Source organism: Mycobacterium sp. (assembly GCF_051006775.1).
Classification (GTDB): domain Bacteria; phylum Actinomycetota; class Actinomycetes; order Mycobacteriales; family Mycobacteriaceae; genus Mycobacterium.
The window spans coordinates 1-13,586 of the sequence record NZ_JBPCSX010000155.1 but is presented as its reverse complement, the minus strand read 5'-3'; the positions used below and the strand labels follow the sequence as shown (position 1 = coordinate 13,586).

Annotated in this window: 13 protein-coding genes; 3 read left to right on the top strand and 10 right to left on the bottom strand. The window is 67.4% G+C overall.

What is annotated here, in order from left to right; translation table 11 throughout:
- The coding region (locus tag ACR2JI_RS11335) for an alpha/beta fold hydrolase (protein WP_526390174.1) at nt 1-552 on the top strand (552 nt) is incomplete at its 5' end.
- On the opposite strand, the gene ACR2JI_RS11330 is transcribed toward ACR2JI_RS11335, so the two are convergent.
- Entirely contained in the window at nt 549-1,892 is a 1,344-nt protein-coding gene (locus ACR2JI_RS11330; RefSeq protein WP_526390173.1) for a flavin monoamine oxidase family protein, read from the bottom strand. The two genes, ACR2JI_RS11335 and ACR2JI_RS11330, sit on opposite strands and share 4 nt — an antisense overlap.
- 77 nt (nt 1,893-1,969) lie before the next feature.
- On the opposite strand from ACR2JI_RS11330, the gene ACR2JI_RS11325 reads away from it, so the two are divergent.
- The gene (locus ACR2JI_RS11325; RefSeq protein WP_526390172.1) at nt 1,970-2,950 is read left to right on the top strand and encodes a TIGR03617 family F420-dependent LLM class oxidoreductase; all 981 of its coding nucleotides are present in this window, start codon (nt 1,970-1,972) and stop codon (nt 2,948-2,950) included.
- A 19-nt stretch (nt 2,951-2,969) separates the two neighbouring features.
- Here the strand turns inward: ACR2JI_RS11325 and ACR2JI_RS11320 are convergent, their stop codons facing one another.
- Nucleotides 2,970-4,112, bottom strand: a complete 1,143-nt coding sequence (locus ACR2JI_RS11320) for an Rv3169 family protein (RefSeq protein WP_526390171.1) — start codon at nt 4,110-4,112, stop codon at nt 2,970-2,972.
- A complete protein-coding gene (locus tag ACR2JI_RS11315) occupies nt 4,113-5,279 on the bottom strand; it encodes a phosphotransferase family protein (RefSeq protein ID WP_526390170.1) in 1,167 nt (388 codons plus the stop codon).
- A 54-nt stretch (nt 5,280-5,333) separates the two neighbouring features.
- Here ACR2JI_RS11315 and ACR2JI_RS11310 point away from each other — a divergent pair, with 54 nt between their 5' ends.
- Nucleotides 5,334-6,188 (top strand): SDR family NAD(P)-dependent oxidoreductase, encoded by an 855-nt coding sequence (locus ACR2JI_RS11310; protein WP_526390169.1) that lies wholly within the window; start codon nt 5,334-5,336, stop codon nt 6,186-6,188.
- 20 nt (nt 6,189-6,208) lie between these two features.
- Here ACR2JI_RS11310 and nuoN read toward each other — a convergent pair whose 3' ends face one another.
- From nuoN to nuoH, 7 genes are all read right to left on the bottom strand, one after another.
- Entirely contained in the window at nt 6,209-7,777 is a 1,569-nt protein-coding gene (gene nuoN / locus ACR2JI_RS11305) for an NADH-quinone oxidoreductase subunit NuoN (RefSeq protein WP_526390168.1), read from the bottom strand.
- Complete coding sequence (locus ACR2JI_RS11300; RefSeq protein ID WP_526390167.1) at nt 7,774-9,330, bottom strand: NADH-quinone oxidoreductase subunit M; 1,557 nt, start codon at nt 9,328-9,330, stop codon at nt 7,774-7,776. Before ACR2JI_RS11300 ends, nuoN begins: the two co-directional genes overlap by 4 nt.
- Before the next feature lie 7 nt (nt 9,331-9,337).
- Nucleotides 9,338-11,218: an NADH-quinone oxidoreductase subunit L gene (gene nuoL / locus ACR2JI_RS11295; RefSeq protein WP_526390166.1), complete on the bottom strand. Its 1,881-nt coding sequence runs from the start codon at nt 11,216-11,218 to the stop codon at nt 9,338-9,340.
- 4 nt (nt 11,219-11,222) lie between these two features.
- Nucleotides 11,223-11,522 (bottom strand): NADH-quinone oxidoreductase subunit NuoK, encoded by a 300-nt coding sequence (nuoK, locus tag ACR2JI_RS11290; RefSeq protein ID WP_526390165.1) that lies wholly within the window; start codon nt 11,520-11,522, stop codon nt 11,223-11,225.
- Nucleotides 11,519-12,196, bottom strand: coding sequence for an NADH-quinone oxidoreductase subunit J (locus ACR2JI_RS11285; RefSeq protein WP_526390164.1), 678 nt, complete (start codon nt 12,194-12,196; stop codon nt 11,519-11,521). The genes nuoK and ACR2JI_RS11285 overlap by 4 nt, the downstream gene beginning before the upstream one ends.
- Nucleotides 12,193-12,714, bottom strand: a complete 522-nt coding sequence (gene nuoI, locus ACR2JI_RS11280) for an NADH-quinone oxidoreductase subunit NuoI (protein ID WP_526390163.1) — start codon at nt 12,712-12,714, stop codon at nt 12,193-12,195. The genes ACR2JI_RS11285 and nuoI overlap by 4 nt, the downstream gene beginning before the upstream one ends.
- Nucleotides 12,707-13,586 (bottom strand): NADH-quinone oxidoreductase subunit NuoH (gene nuoH, locus ACR2JI_RS11275; RefSeq protein WP_526390162.1); only part of this gene is annotated, 880 nt, incomplete at its 5' end. The genes nuoH and nuoI, both read right to left, overlap by 8 nt.

Genomic DNA, 13,586 nt, shown 5'->3' with positions numbered 1-13,586 from the left:
GTACCCGAGCGCGCCGTTGCCGTCGCGCTGATCAACACCACCACCGGCGATCTGCTGGACAAGATCAAGCTGCTGCGGGTGCCCGGCATGCTCAAGCCGGCCCGAATAGCGGCCGCGCGCAACATGATTCGCTCGCTGGGTGGCGCACCGCTGATCTATGGAACGCAACCGGGCAGCATGCTCTTCCTGCAGATGATGGCCGTCGGGGCCGACGCCGATCCGGCGATCCCGCGTCTCCTGCACAAACTGTTCGCCGCCACCCCGGCCGCCGGCCGTGGTGCGTGGGCGCGGGTATTGGTCGACGAGATGGGTCCGGACACCCACATCGACATCAGCGGTTTGGTGGTGCCGACCCTGGTGATCGGCAGCACCAAGGACCGGCTGCTGCCGATGAGCCAGGCCCGCCGGATCGCGCAGGACGCTCCGAATCTGGCCGAGCTCGTCGAGATGCCGGGCGGTCACTGCGCGATCCTCGAGCATCCGGGTGACGTCAATGCTCACCTTCGCGACCTGGCCATGTCGAGCGTGTCGGCACAGCGGATCAGTTCTTAAGCCGAACCGGCGCGCAGACTCGCGACGACCTCGGCGGCTGCCCGCTGTCCGGAGCGCACCGCTCCGTCCATGAACCCGGTCCACTCATCGGCGGTCTCGGTGCCAGCCCAGTGCAACGGTCCCACCGGCTCGCGCAGTAGCCGGCCGAACTGCGTCCACGATCCCGGCGGCACCGCGGCGGTCGGCCCGCCCGGAGCGAAAGCCTCGGCGCCCCAACGCTGATCGAGGTAATCGATCGGGTTGGCGGCCTCCTCCCCGAACAGCGCCACGAAACAGTCAAGAACCTTCTGGCGCCGCTGATCCTCAGGCAATGCGTCGAACCCGCGCGAATCGGTGAAGCCGAGCAGGAAGCCCCGACCGTCCTCCGGACTGACGTCGAATGTGATGAACACCGGGCCCTGATCGGAGAGTGACTGCCCGGAAAGACCTTTGGCCCGCCAGAACGGAGTCGGGTAGGCGGCGTAGGACTTGGTCAGTGCGCCCAACGGCCAGCGCTGCGCCAGTTGCTGGTACTCGATCGGTGGGGCCGGGGTGAAGTCGATGTCCAGCCGCTGTGCGGGTGCTATCGCCAGGATGGCGCGACGCGCCTCGAGCACACCCGCCGAGGAGTTGACCGCGACGGCGTCTTCGGACCACTCGATGCGGGAGACGATGGCGCCCAGCCGGATCCGCCCGCCCAGTTCGGCGGCAATTCTGGCCGAGATCTGATGGCTACCGCCGGTGAAGTGATCCTGCTGGGCGCCGCCGGCGGTGTCGAGCATCCGGTCCAGGCCGCCGGAGGTCTTGACGTAGCGCAGCGCGTGCAGCATGGACACCTGATCGGGTTCGGCGCCCCAGGTCACCCGAGACATGATTGCCATCAGGTCCAGCGAGCCGGCGCTGGCCTTGACCGAGCGCAGCCAGCCGCCGAGGCTGAGGGCGTCCCACTTGGCGGCCTTCTCCGACGTCCACGGTTCGGTGATGCTGATGGTGCGGGCGATGCGCTCGAACTGCCACTGGACGCGGCCGATATCGAGCAGGCCGATCAGCCCCAGCTTGGGGATGGTGCCCTGATAGCGCCGGACCCGGCCGCGCCAGCGGATCAGGTTGGCGCCGGAATTGTAGGTCGGGGCGGTGTCGCAGCCCAGATCGGCGGCCAGTTTCAGCACGGCGTCCTGGGTGGGGCCGACGAACGAGGCGCCGCGGTCCACCGGCACACCGGCCAGCGTGGCCGGGGCGGTGCGCCCACCTACCCGGTCGCGACCCTCGAGTACCACCACGTCGAATCCCATGCCGGTCAGCTCGCGGGCGGCGGTCAGGCCCGCGAGGCCCGCGCCGATCACAATCACGTCGTGTGCCATGCCCCCAGTCTTCCCGAATCCGGTGCGCAAACGTGCGCCTACCGCCGGTTAGCGCGCCGAAGTCTAGGGTTCGTACGGTGAAGGTCCTTACCGCCCTATTCGGGCCCGCCGATGCCGTCGAGCGGGCCCGTGCCCTCCGTGAGGCCGGTGCGTCCGGTGTTTTCACCTTCGAGGGCCCGCACGATGTGTTCGCCCCGCTGACCCTGGCATCCACTGTCGGCGGGCTTGACCTGATGACCAATGTGGCGATCGCGTTCCCGCGCAACCCGATCCAGCTCGCCCATCAGGCCTATGACCATCAGCTGCTCAGCGGTGGCCGGTTCACCCTCGGCCTGGGCACCCAGATCCGCACCCAGATCGAGAAGCGTTACGGCGCCGCCTTCGAACGGCCGGTGGTCAGAATGCGCGAACTCGTCGGCGCCCTGCGGGCGATCTTCGCGGCGTGGGAGACCGGCGAGCGGCTGGACTTCCGCGGCGAGTTCTACCGGCACACCCTGATGACGCCGACATTCAACCCGGGGCCCAATCCCTTCGGGCCGCCGCCGATCTACGTCGGGGCGCTGGGCCCGCGACTGACCCGGGCCGTCGCCGAATGCGCCGACGGACTGCTGGTGATGCCGTTCTCCTCGACCCGTTTCCTGCACGAGGTGACCATGCCCGGAGTGCGCGAGGGTCTGGCGACTGCCGGCCGGAGCGCAGGCGACTTCGCGGTGGTGCCCGAGGTGATCATCTCCGCAGGCGAGAACCACGAGGCCACCCGGCGGCTGTTGGCCTTCTACGGTTCCACCCCGGCCTATCGGCCGGTGCTCGACGCCCATGGCTGGGGTGATCTGCAGCCCGAACTCCACGCACTGTCCAAGCAGGGCCGCTGGGCCGAGATGGGCGGGCTGATCACCGACGAGGTGCTGGGCACCATCGCCGCCTGCGGGACGCCGAAACAGATCGCCGCCCACATCCGCGACCGCACCGGTGGCATCGCCGACACGGTCTGCCTGTATCAGCCGGGGCCGATCCCGGTCGAGACGCTGGCGCAGATCGTCGACGAGCTGGCCCGGTAGGAAGCCGCCCTCTCCGACCTCAGGGTGCGACGGTGAGCCAGTCGGCGAAGCCGGACGGATCGTGACGGCCCAGGGCGCCGTGCTCGAACAGGCCCCAGCCCTCCTGCGGTGCCCCGTTACCGGCGTAGCACAGTGCCCGGCCGACGTGGTCGATGACGCCGAAGCCCGACCGGCCGATGACGGCCGGATCGTTCATGTCGTAGGTGAGCCGTTCGGTGAACTTCTCGCCCCGCCACACGCCGTGGGTCCAGTCCGAGTCGCCCCCGTAGCCGCCGCCGACGTGGATCGGCACCGCGAGCTTGGACTCGACCTCGAAGCGCAGCGGATTGCCGGCGGCATCGGTGGCCTCGATGGTGGCTCCGGTGGGAGTCCTTGTGCCGGAACGGTAGTGGATCTTCACCCGTGGCCAGCCCAGCTGCTCGATGCGGCCGTCATTCCAGATCCGGGTGCAGTCATTGAGGCTGCGGAACCCGGTGGGTTCCTCCTGGATGATGACGACGATCGCGAAATCGTCGAACGCCATCGGCACATACAGCCACCACATGCCCTCGAAGGGCGGGTCGGCGGGCCGGCCCGCGGGTTCGGGTTCACCGACCGGACGGACGCCCCAGGACCGGTCCCGGGTGCCGATCCAGGTGGCCGGGTCCACGGCGATGTCCTGGCCGTCGACCACCAGCCCGCCACTCCAGGTGCCGAGTTGGGCGAAGCGTTGTGCGTCGAGGGTGACCTTGGCGCCGGACCGCATCAGGTGCCGCTGCTCCTGCACCACCGGGAACAGCGCCTCCCAGGTCAGGTCGACGGCGATACCTTCGGTCTCCTCCATGACGATGCGGATGGTCTGCAACGGGTCGACGACGTCGACGTGGTAACCCAGCACGTTCTGGTGCAGCCGGTTACCGTCGATGGCGTCGGACAGATGCACCGCCGTCTGCTCATCGCCGGTTCCGCCGTATTTGCCGCCGCCGCGGCGGGAAACCAGCACGAACGCGTCCTTGACGCCGAGGTTGGGGTAGTAGCCGATACCGGTGATGACGAAGATGTCGCCGCTGCGGTCGTGGGCGTTGAAGTAGGACCGGTCATAGAAGTTGCGGTCGGAGTAGCCCGGCCACGCGATCGGTTGGGGGACCTGGTGGACGGGGTATTCGTCAAGTGGGCCAATCATTTAGGAACCTTCCTTCATCAGTCGGCGTAGCAGGCCCCCGTGATAGAACAGCGATTCGACGTCATCCGGCTTGTCCATCTCCCCGAAATGCACGCGGCGCGCGCCGGTGCGCATGAACACCACGCACCAGATCACCGCGGAGTACACGTAGAACCAGCGCAGGTCGCCGAGTTCGACACCGGTGAGCCGTTGATAGGTGGCACGGACGTCCTCCTCGCGCAGGACGTCGGGCAGGCCGGGCAGACCGGCGAGGCCGCAGAGTTCCTGAAACACCATGTGCGCGAAGATGGTCCAGGACACGTCGAGCTCGCGCGGCCCGATGGTCGCCATCTCCCAGTCCAGCACCGCCACCGGGTGGAAGTCGCGGTAGAGCACGTTGCCGATCCGGGCGTCACCCCAGGCCAGCACGGTCTCGCCGGCGGCGATGTCGGTGGGAAAGTTGTCCTCCAGCCAGGCCAACGACTCTTCGACCAGTGCGGAGCGGCCGATATCGGGCACCGCGAACTCATACCATTCTTTGAGCCAACCGAAGTGCCGGCCCAAAGGAGTCTTACCCAGCGGGGTGTCACCGGGCGGATCGACATCGCCGAGGTAACCGAAAGTCGTTGTGGCATCAGGAATCGCGTGCAGTTTGGCCAGCACCTCGATGGTGGCGTCCTGCAATGCGCGCTGCTGTTCGACGGGCGCATCGAAGAACCAGTTGCCACCGAAGGTGTAGGGCATCACGTCCGGCGGCACGCTGCCCTCGACGAGATCCATCAGGAAGAACGGGCTGCCCAGCACCTCGCCGGTGGGTTCGAGCCAGCGCACCCGCGGAACCGGGACGTCGGTCAATTCGCCGACCTGACGGATGACGTCGAACTGGTGGTCCATCCGGTAGGCCGTGAACACCGGGACGTCGGCCTCGGTCGGGGCGACCCGGGCGACCCAGCGCTGCTCGATGGGTTTGCCGTCCCCTGATGAATCGGTGGCGGTCCAGCGGCCGGTCAGGATGATGGTCTCCGAGGACATGCCGTTGGAGTCGACACCGCTCTCGACGGTGACCTCCGGGGTGACGCCGAGAATGGGGGACAGCCACGCCGAAAGTGTCGCGGGGAGGGTGCTGATGTCGCGACCCGACCGCTGCAGACGCTGGACGCCGGTCTCGACGCTCGGTTGGTTGGCCACGCCCCCGACGCTGCCATACTGCGGACGAACGCGCACTCAGATAGCGAGGATGCCATGACAGCACGACTGACCGGCCGCAGTGCCATCGTCACCGGAGCCAGCCGCGGCCTGGGCCGGGCGACAGCACTGGCGCTGGCCGCCGAGGGCGCCGCCGTCGCGGTGGTGGCCCGCAGTGAGGCCCAGTGGGACGACCGGTTGCCGGGCACCATCGGAGAGACCGTCGCCGCGATCGAGGCCGCCGGCGGCCGGGCCGTCGCCATCCGCGCCGACCTACTCGAACGCGATGACATTCCACGGCTGGTGCAGGAGGCCAGGGCGGCGCTGGGGCCGATCACCGTGCTGGTCAACAATGCCGCGTTCACCGCGCCGGGCCGCCCTCCCGCGCCCGGCGCTCCGGACAAGGCTCCCGCCGGGAAGACCGGCCGCTCCGCGGTGGACGCCGCATGGCCGGGCTTTGTGTCGGTGCCGCTGTCGGCTTACCGCCGGCACTTCGAGATCGGGCCGTTCGCGGCCTATGAGCTGATGCAGCTGGTCTGCCCGGACATGATCGAGGCGGGGTACGGATCAATCGTCAACGTCACCTCGGTGGCGTCGAGGGTGGCGACGCTGCCCGGCTACGGCGGGTCCAAGGCGGCGCTGGAGCACCTGACCATGTGTGCCGCCGCCGACCTGCGCGCACACAATATCGGCGTCAATGCGCTGGCGCCGTCGCGGCCCATCGCCACCCCGGGGCTGACCTACTACCGCAGTGAGTTCGCCAGTACCTCACCGGATGACGAGTTCGGTGGCGCCACAGTCGAACTGGTTCTGGCCGGCCCGGACACCGTGAGCGGCCGGACCGTCGGCCACCTTCAGGTGCTTGATGGAAGCTTCGACCCGTTCACCGATATCGAGCAGGCGATGGCATAGCAGTCCTGACGGGTGAGACGTCAGGGCGTCAGGAACGACGCCGCGTGATCGGCCAGGTCCAGCAGCGGCTGGGGCAGGGTTCCGAGGGCGAAGGTGATCAGCAGCGTCACCGCGATCACCACGGTTGTCGCCGGACTCGGTGGCCGGGCCTCCGGCGCGTCAGCCGGCGGGTCGGCGAAGAACATCAGCACGATCACCCGGATGTAGAAGTACGCCGCCACAGCACTGGCCAGCACGCCGACGACCACCAGTGCAGTGGCGCCGCTCTGGGCGGCGGCTTTGAACACGGCGAACTTGCTGACGAATCCACTCGTCAGCGGGATGCCGGCGAAGGACAGCAGGAACAGTGCGAACACCGTGGCGGTGAGCGGCGAGCGCTTGCCCAGCCCGGCCCAGCGGTCGAACCCGGTCTGTTCCACACCGTCGGGTCCGCGGACCACACTGACCACCGCGAAGGCGCCGACGGTGGCGAATCCGTAAGCCGCCAGATAGAACAGCGTCCCGGTGAGCCCGGCATGGTTCAGCGCGATCACACCGATCAGGATGAAACCGGTATGCGCCACAGCCGAATACCCGAGCAGGCGCTTGACGTCGTGCTGAGTCACCGCGGTGATGGTGCCGATCGCCATGGTGAGGATCGCGACAGCCCAGAGCACCGGTTCCCACTGGATCTCCAGTTGCGGCAGTGCGACGTAGAACAGCCGCAGCAGCGCACCGAACGCGGCGATTTTGGTGCTCGCCGCCATGAATGCCGTGATGGGTGTGGGTGACCCCTGGTAGACGTCGGGCACCCAGGCATGGAACGGCGCGGCGCTGACCTTGAACAGCAGGCCGACGGTGATCAGTGCCGAACCGACCAGGGCCAGTTCGGTGTTGGGGCCGGCGGCCTGCACGGCGGTTGCGATGCCGGTGATGCTCAGTGTCCCGGTGTACCCGTAGAGCATGGCCATGCCGTAGAGGAAGATCGCCGAGGAGAATGCGCCCAGCAGGAAATACTTGAGTGACGCTTCCTGGGAGAGCAAACGGCGGTGCCGGGCCAGCCCACACATCAGGTACAGCGGCAGTGAGAAGACCTCGAGCGCGATGAACATCGTCAACAGGTCACCGGCGGCGGGGAAGAGCATCATGCCGCCGACCGAGAACATGGTCAGTGGGAATATCTCGGTCTGCGCTGCGCCGGCACGGGTGGCGACGAGTTCGGCGACCGTTCCCGGCACTGTCGAGGCCTGCGCGGTGAACGCGTCCAATCCTCTACGGCGTGAATCGGATTCGATCGGGATGCCGCGTTCGGCGATCAGCAGGATGCTCAGTGTCGCGATCAGCAGCAGGGATCCCTGCAGAAACAGTGTCGGGCCGTCCACGGTGACCGCACCCACCGCGGCCAGGGTTCCGCCGCCGGACCTGTGGCCCGAGTAGACGGTGACCAGTGCGATGAAAGCGCCCGCCAGACCGGCCAGGCTCAATGCCAGTTGCGCACCGTAGCGGGCCCGCCACGGCAGAATCGCCTCGAGGAGCACGCCGGCGATGGCCGTGCCGAAGATGATCAGCACCGGCGACAGCAGCCCGTATTCGATACTCGGGGCCCTCACCGCGGCACCTCCGCCTGCAGCGTGGGCACCGGGTCGGTCACGTGGATGCCCTCGAGGGTGTGATTGACGGCCGGGTTGATGACGTTCAACGCGATCTTCGGATACACCCCCAGTGCGATCAGCGCCGCGATGAGTGGCACCACCACCAGCAGTTCGCGCGCCCGCAGATCGGGCAGCTTCTCATTGCCGTGTGTCACCGGCCCGGTCATCATCCGTTGATAGAGCCACAGCACGTAGATCGCGGAGAGCACCAGTGCGGCCGCGGCGATCACCGCCGGCAGCGGGTAGCGGGTGAATGTGCCGATGAGTACCAGGAATTCACTGATGAACGACGCCAGTCCGGGCAGTGACAGGGTGGCCAGTCCGGCGATCAGGAAGGTGCCCGCCATCACCGGCGCGACCTTCTGCACTCCGCCGTAGGCCGCGATCGCCCGGGTGCCGCGCCGGCTCACCAGGAAGCCCGCGATGAGGAACAGTGCCGCCGTCGAGACGCCGTGGCTGACCATGTAGAGCGCCGAGCCGGATTGGCCCTGGGTGGTCATCGCGAAGATGCCCAGGATGATGAAACCGAAGTGGCTGATCGAGGTGTAGGCGATGAGCCGCATGACATCGGTCTGGCCGATCGCCACAACGGCGCCGTAGACGATGCTGATCACCGCGAGAATGATGATCGGGGTACGGAATTGCGTTGCGGCGTCACCGAACAGCGTCAGGCAGTAGCGCAGCATGCCGAATGTGCCGACCTTGTCCATCACCGCCATCATCAGCACCGCCGAGGCCGGGGTGGCCTGCACGGCGGCATCGGGCAGCCAGCGATGCAGCGGCCATAGCGGTGCCTTGACCGCGAAGGCGAACATGAAGGCCAGGAACATCGGCGCGGCCACGCCCGGTTCGATGCGCAGCGAGCCGTCCGAGATCGCGTCGGTGATCTGGCGGAAGTCGAAGGTGCCACCGGTGAAGGCGCCGGAGTTCGACGTCACCACGTAGATGCCGACGACGGCGATCAACATGATCAATCCGCCCAGAAGGTTGTAGAGCAGGAATTTCACCGCCGCGCGCGCCCGTTGCGGCCCGCCGAAGCCGCCGATGAGGAAGTACATCGGCACCAGCATCGCCTCGAAGAACACGTAGAACAGCAGGATGTCCAGCGCCGACAGAGACAGCATGACCATGCCCTCTACGGCCAGGATCAGCGCGACGTAGGCCTGCTGGCCGCGTCCGGTGGACCGCTCGGCGTCCCTCCAGCCGGCGATCATCAGCAGCGGCACCAGAGCGGCGGTCAGCACCACCAGGTCCAGCGCGATCCCGTCGAGACCGAGGACGTAGCGGGTGCCCAGATACGGGATCCAGGTGTGGTTTTCGACGAACTGGAACCGCTCGCCGGCCGGATCGAAGCCGACCGCACAGGCGATGGCGATCCCGAGCACCCCCAGTGAGATCAGCAGTCCGGCATCGCGGCCGGTGGCCCGCAGCGACGGTGGCAGCGCGACGATGATGAGTGCCGCAACGATGGGCACCGCCCACAGCATGCTGAGTAGAGGCATCGTGGTCATATCGTCATCACCGCCACGTCGCCATGAGCAGCACCGCGCCGGCGATCAGGGCCGCCCCGCCCAGCATCGAGAACGCGTAGGTGCGCGCGTACCCGGTCTGCAGTCCGCGCAACCCGGTGGAGAGCCGTCGAATCGACCAGGTGAGGCCGTTGACCGAGCCTTCGATCGCGCTGTCATCAGCGACCACCATGGCCTTGGTCAGCAACTGACCGGGACGCATGAACGCCGCCTCGTTGAACGCGTCGCCGTAGAGATCGCGCCGCGCTGCGACAGTCAGTGCCGAGACGTTGCGCGGCAGGTTACGCGGCACCGGACTGGTGGCGTACTGCCGGTAGGCCACCGCGACACCGACCGCGACGACAGCGAGGGCCAGCACCGTCGTCACCCAGGCGGGCACCGCATGCGCCGACTCATGGCTTCCGACAACCGGTTCCAGCCACTGCTGCAGGTGGCCCAGGCCCAGCACCACGCCCGCACCCACTGAACCGAACGCCAGCACCACCATCGGCGCCGTCATCGACGTGGGCGACTCGTGCGGGTGGATGCGATCCCGCCAGCGACGCTCGCCGAAGAAGGTCAAGAGCATCACCCGGGTCATGTAGAACGCGGTGATCCCAGCGCCGAGCAGGGTTGCCCCGCCGAGCAGCCAGCCCTTGAGCCCACCCGCGTTGACGGCGGTCTCGATGATGGCGTCCTTGGAGAAGAACCCCGCGAACGGCGGCACACCGATGATCGCCAGATAGCCCAGCCCGAAGGTGACGTAGGTGATCGGCAGCAGCGTGCGCAGCCCGCCGTAGCGACGCATATCGGTCTCGTCATCCATGGCGTGCATCACCGATCCGGCGCCGAGGAACAGGCCGGCCTTGAAGAAGCCGTGGGTGAGCAGGTGCAGGATCGCCACCGCGTAGCCGGCCGGGCCCAGACCGGCGGCGAGCACCATGTAGCCGATCTGGCTCATGGTGGAGGCCGCCAGTGCCTTCTTGATGTCGTCTTTGGCGCAGCCGATGATCGCGCCGAACAACAGTGTCACCGCGCCGACGACGACCACCGCGGTCTGGGCGACCGGGGCGAGGTTGAACACCGGGCCGGAGCGCACGATCAGGTACACCCCGGCGGTCACCATGGTGGCAGCGTGGATGAGTGCCGACACCGGCGTCGGGCCCTCCATCGCGTCGCCGAGCCAGGACTGCAGCGGAACCTGTGCGCTCTTGCCGCAGGCGCCCAGCAGCAGCAGCAATCCGACCGTGTTGATGGTGCCGGAATCCATGAACGGGGCGGCAGCGAAGACGGTGCCGAAGCTCACCGAGCCGACCTGTGCGAACAGCACCATCAGCGCGATGGCCAGGCCGGTGTCGCCGACCCGGTTGACGATGAACGCCTTCTTGGCGGCGGTGGCAGCGCTGGGCTTGTAGGACCAGAACCCGATCAGCAGATAGGAGGCCAGACCGACGCCCTCCCAGCCGAGGTAGAGGCCGAGGTAGTTGTCGGCGAGCACCAGAATCAGCATGGCGGCGACGAACAGGTTCAGGTACGCGAAGAAACGACGACGCTCGGGGTCGTGCGCCATGTAGCCGATCGAATACAGATGGATCAGCGCGCCGACGCCGGTTATCAACAGCACGAAGCAGATCGACAGCGCGTCGAGTTGCGCGCCGAAGTCGACGTCGAGTGTGCCCACCGGAACCCACGAGAACAGCACGCTGCGGATCACCCGGTCTTCGGCGGGCCTGCCGAGCAGGTCGACGAAGAGCGTCGCGCCGCAGACGAAGGATCCGATCACCAACGCGGTGGCCAGCAGATGACCCCAGGCGTTGGTCGCCTTGCCGCCCAGCAGCAGGATCGCCGCTCCGGCCAGGGGCAGCGCAATGGTCAACCAGATCAGCGTCATGACATCAATTCCGCAGCAGATTCGACTCGTCGACGTCGGTGCTGCGCCGGGTCCGGAAGATGGTCAGGATGATGGCCAGGCCGACCACCACCTCGCAGGCGGCCACCACCATGGTGAAGAACGCGACCACCTGACCGTCGAGGTGGCCGTGCGTCCGGGCGAAGGTGACGAAGGCGAGGTTCGCGGCGTTGAGCATGAGTTCGATACACATGAACATCACGATGGCGCTGCGCCGCAACAGCACCCCGGCCGCTCCGATGGTGAACAGCAGTGCCGACAGGTACAGGTAGTTCATCGGATTCATCGGCGACCCCGCACGATCGCGTTCACCGATGACGGCTCCTCTGAGCCGTCGGGCAGTAGAGCCGCGGTGTCCACGGCGTTGTGCCGGGCGAAGACGCCGGGGCTGGGCAGCGGGGTGGCCCGGCTGCCGTCGCGGAAGCGTTCGGTGGCCAGCTCGCGCTGGGTCTTGCGCCGGCCCAGCCGCTCCCGGTGCGCCAGCACCATCGCCCCGAGTGCGGCGGTGATGAGCAGCGCGCTGGTGAGTTCGAAGGCCCACAGGTTGCGGGTGAAGATCTCCCTCGCCAGGCCCTCGACGTTGCCGGCCGGAGCGAGGCCGGCCGATGCCGGCACCGAGATGGTGCCGATCATTGCGATCAGCAGGACGCCGAAGCCAAGGCCGGCCAGGACGCCGGCAACCCGTTGTCCGCGAATGGTTTCGGTCAGTGACTCCGCGGAGTCGACGCCGATGAGCATCAGCACGAACAGGAACAGCATCATCACCGCGCCGGTGTAGACCACGATCTGCACCACGCCGAGGAACAGCGCCCCCTGGGCGACGTAGATGATGGCCAGAGCGATCATCGTCGACGCCAGGCACAGTGCGGAGTAGACGGCCTTCGGTGCGGCGACCACTCCGATGGCGCCGATCACCGCGATGGCGCCCAGGATCCAGAAGGCGACGGCTTCGGGATTCACGGCTTCACCACCGCCGGTTTGATCCGACCGCGGTAGTAGTCCTCGTCGGTGGAGCCCGGCGCCATGGCGTGCGGCGGGGCCACCATGCCCGGCTGCAGCGGGGCCAGCAGGTTCACCTTGTCGTAGATCAGGTCGGAGCGGTTGTCGTCGGCCATCTCGTAGACGTTGGTCATGGTCAGCGCCCGGGTGGGGCAGGCCTCGATGCACAGCCCGCAGCCGATGCAGCGCAGATAGTTGATCTGATAGACCCGGCCGTACCGTTCGCCGGGGGAGTGCCGATCCTCCTCGGTGTTGTCCGCACCCTCGACGTAGATGGCGTCGGCCGGGCAGGCCCACGCGCACAGCTCGCAGCCGATGCACTTCTCCAGCCCGTCGGGATACCGGTTGAGCTGATGGCGGCCGTGGTAGCGCGGCGCGACCGGCCCCGGATTCTCCGGATACCCCTCGGTGATCGGCTTCTTGAACATCGACTTGAAGGTGACGCCGAATCCCGCGATGGAGCTCAAGAATCTAGGCACGTGCGCTCTCCTTCGGCAGCGGAGGCACCGGGAACGAACCCGCGGCCGGCGGCGGTGGTGGTGGGATCTGGCGTCGGATGGTCCGCTGGCGCAATGCGTTCACCACGAGCACACCGATCAGCAGGCCCGCGGCACAGAGCAGGCTCGGCAGCACGCCGGTGTGGCCGGTGGCGCGCAGCACCGCGACGACGAGGACCCAGACCAGCGACACCGGGATCAGCAGCTTCCAGCCGATCGCCATGAACTGGTCATAGCGCAGCCGGGGAAGGCTGGCGCGCAACCACATGAACACGAACAGGAATATCCACACCTTGGCGATGAACCACACCAGGGGCACCCAGCCACTGTTGGCGCCGGCCCAGATGCTCAATGGCCAGGGGGCGCGCCAGCCGCCGAGGAACATGGTGGCCGCCAGGGCCGAGACGGTGGTCATGTTGACGTACTCGGCGAGCATGAACATGGCGAACTTCAGCGACGAGTATTCGGTGTGGAATCCGCCGACGAGTTCACCCTCGGCCTCGGGCAGGTCGAAGGGGGCGCGGTTGGTCTCGCCGACCATGGCGACGGCGTAGACGCAGAACGACGGAAGCAGCAGCCAGATGTACCAGGTGTGAGCCTGCGCGGCGACCAGTCCGGAGGTCGACATGGTGCGTGAGTAGAGGAACACCGCGGCGAACGACAGGGCCATCGCGATTTCGTAGGAGATCACCTGGGCGCCGGACCGCAGACCGCCCAGCAGTGGGTAGGTGGATCCGGATGACCAGCCGGCCAACACGATTCCGTACACACCGATGGAGGTGAATGCCAGCACGTAGAGCACCCCGACCGGCAGGTCGGTCAGTTGCAGCGGGGTCTGGTGGCCGAACACCGAC

Bases quoted from the DNA above. Each gene is read 5' to 3' on its own strand.
- ACR2JI_RS11330 (WP_526390173.1), bottom strand. From the start codon at position 1,892: ATGGCACACGACGTGATTGTGATCGGCGCGGGCCTCGCGGGCCTGACC.
- ACR2JI_RS11320 (WP_526390171.1), bottom strand. From the start codon at position 4,112: ATGATTGGCCCACTTGACGAATACCCCGTCCACCAGGTCCCCCAACCG.
- ACR2JI_RS11310 (WP_526390169.1), top strand. From the start codon at position 5,334: ATGACAGCACGACTGACCGGCCGCAGTGCCATCGTCACCGGAGCCAGC.
- ACR2JI_RS11300 (WP_526390167.1), bottom strand. From the start codon at position 9,330: ATGACCACGATGCCTCTACTCAGCATGCTGTGGGCGGTGCCCATCGTT.
- nuoL (WP_526390166.1), bottom strand. From the start codon at position 11,218: ATGACGCTGATCTGGTTGACCATTGCGCTGCCCCTGGCCGGAGCGGCG.
- nuoK (WP_526390165.1), bottom strand. From the start codon at position 11,522: ATGAATCCGATGAACTACCTGTACCTGTCGGCACTGCTGTTCACCATC.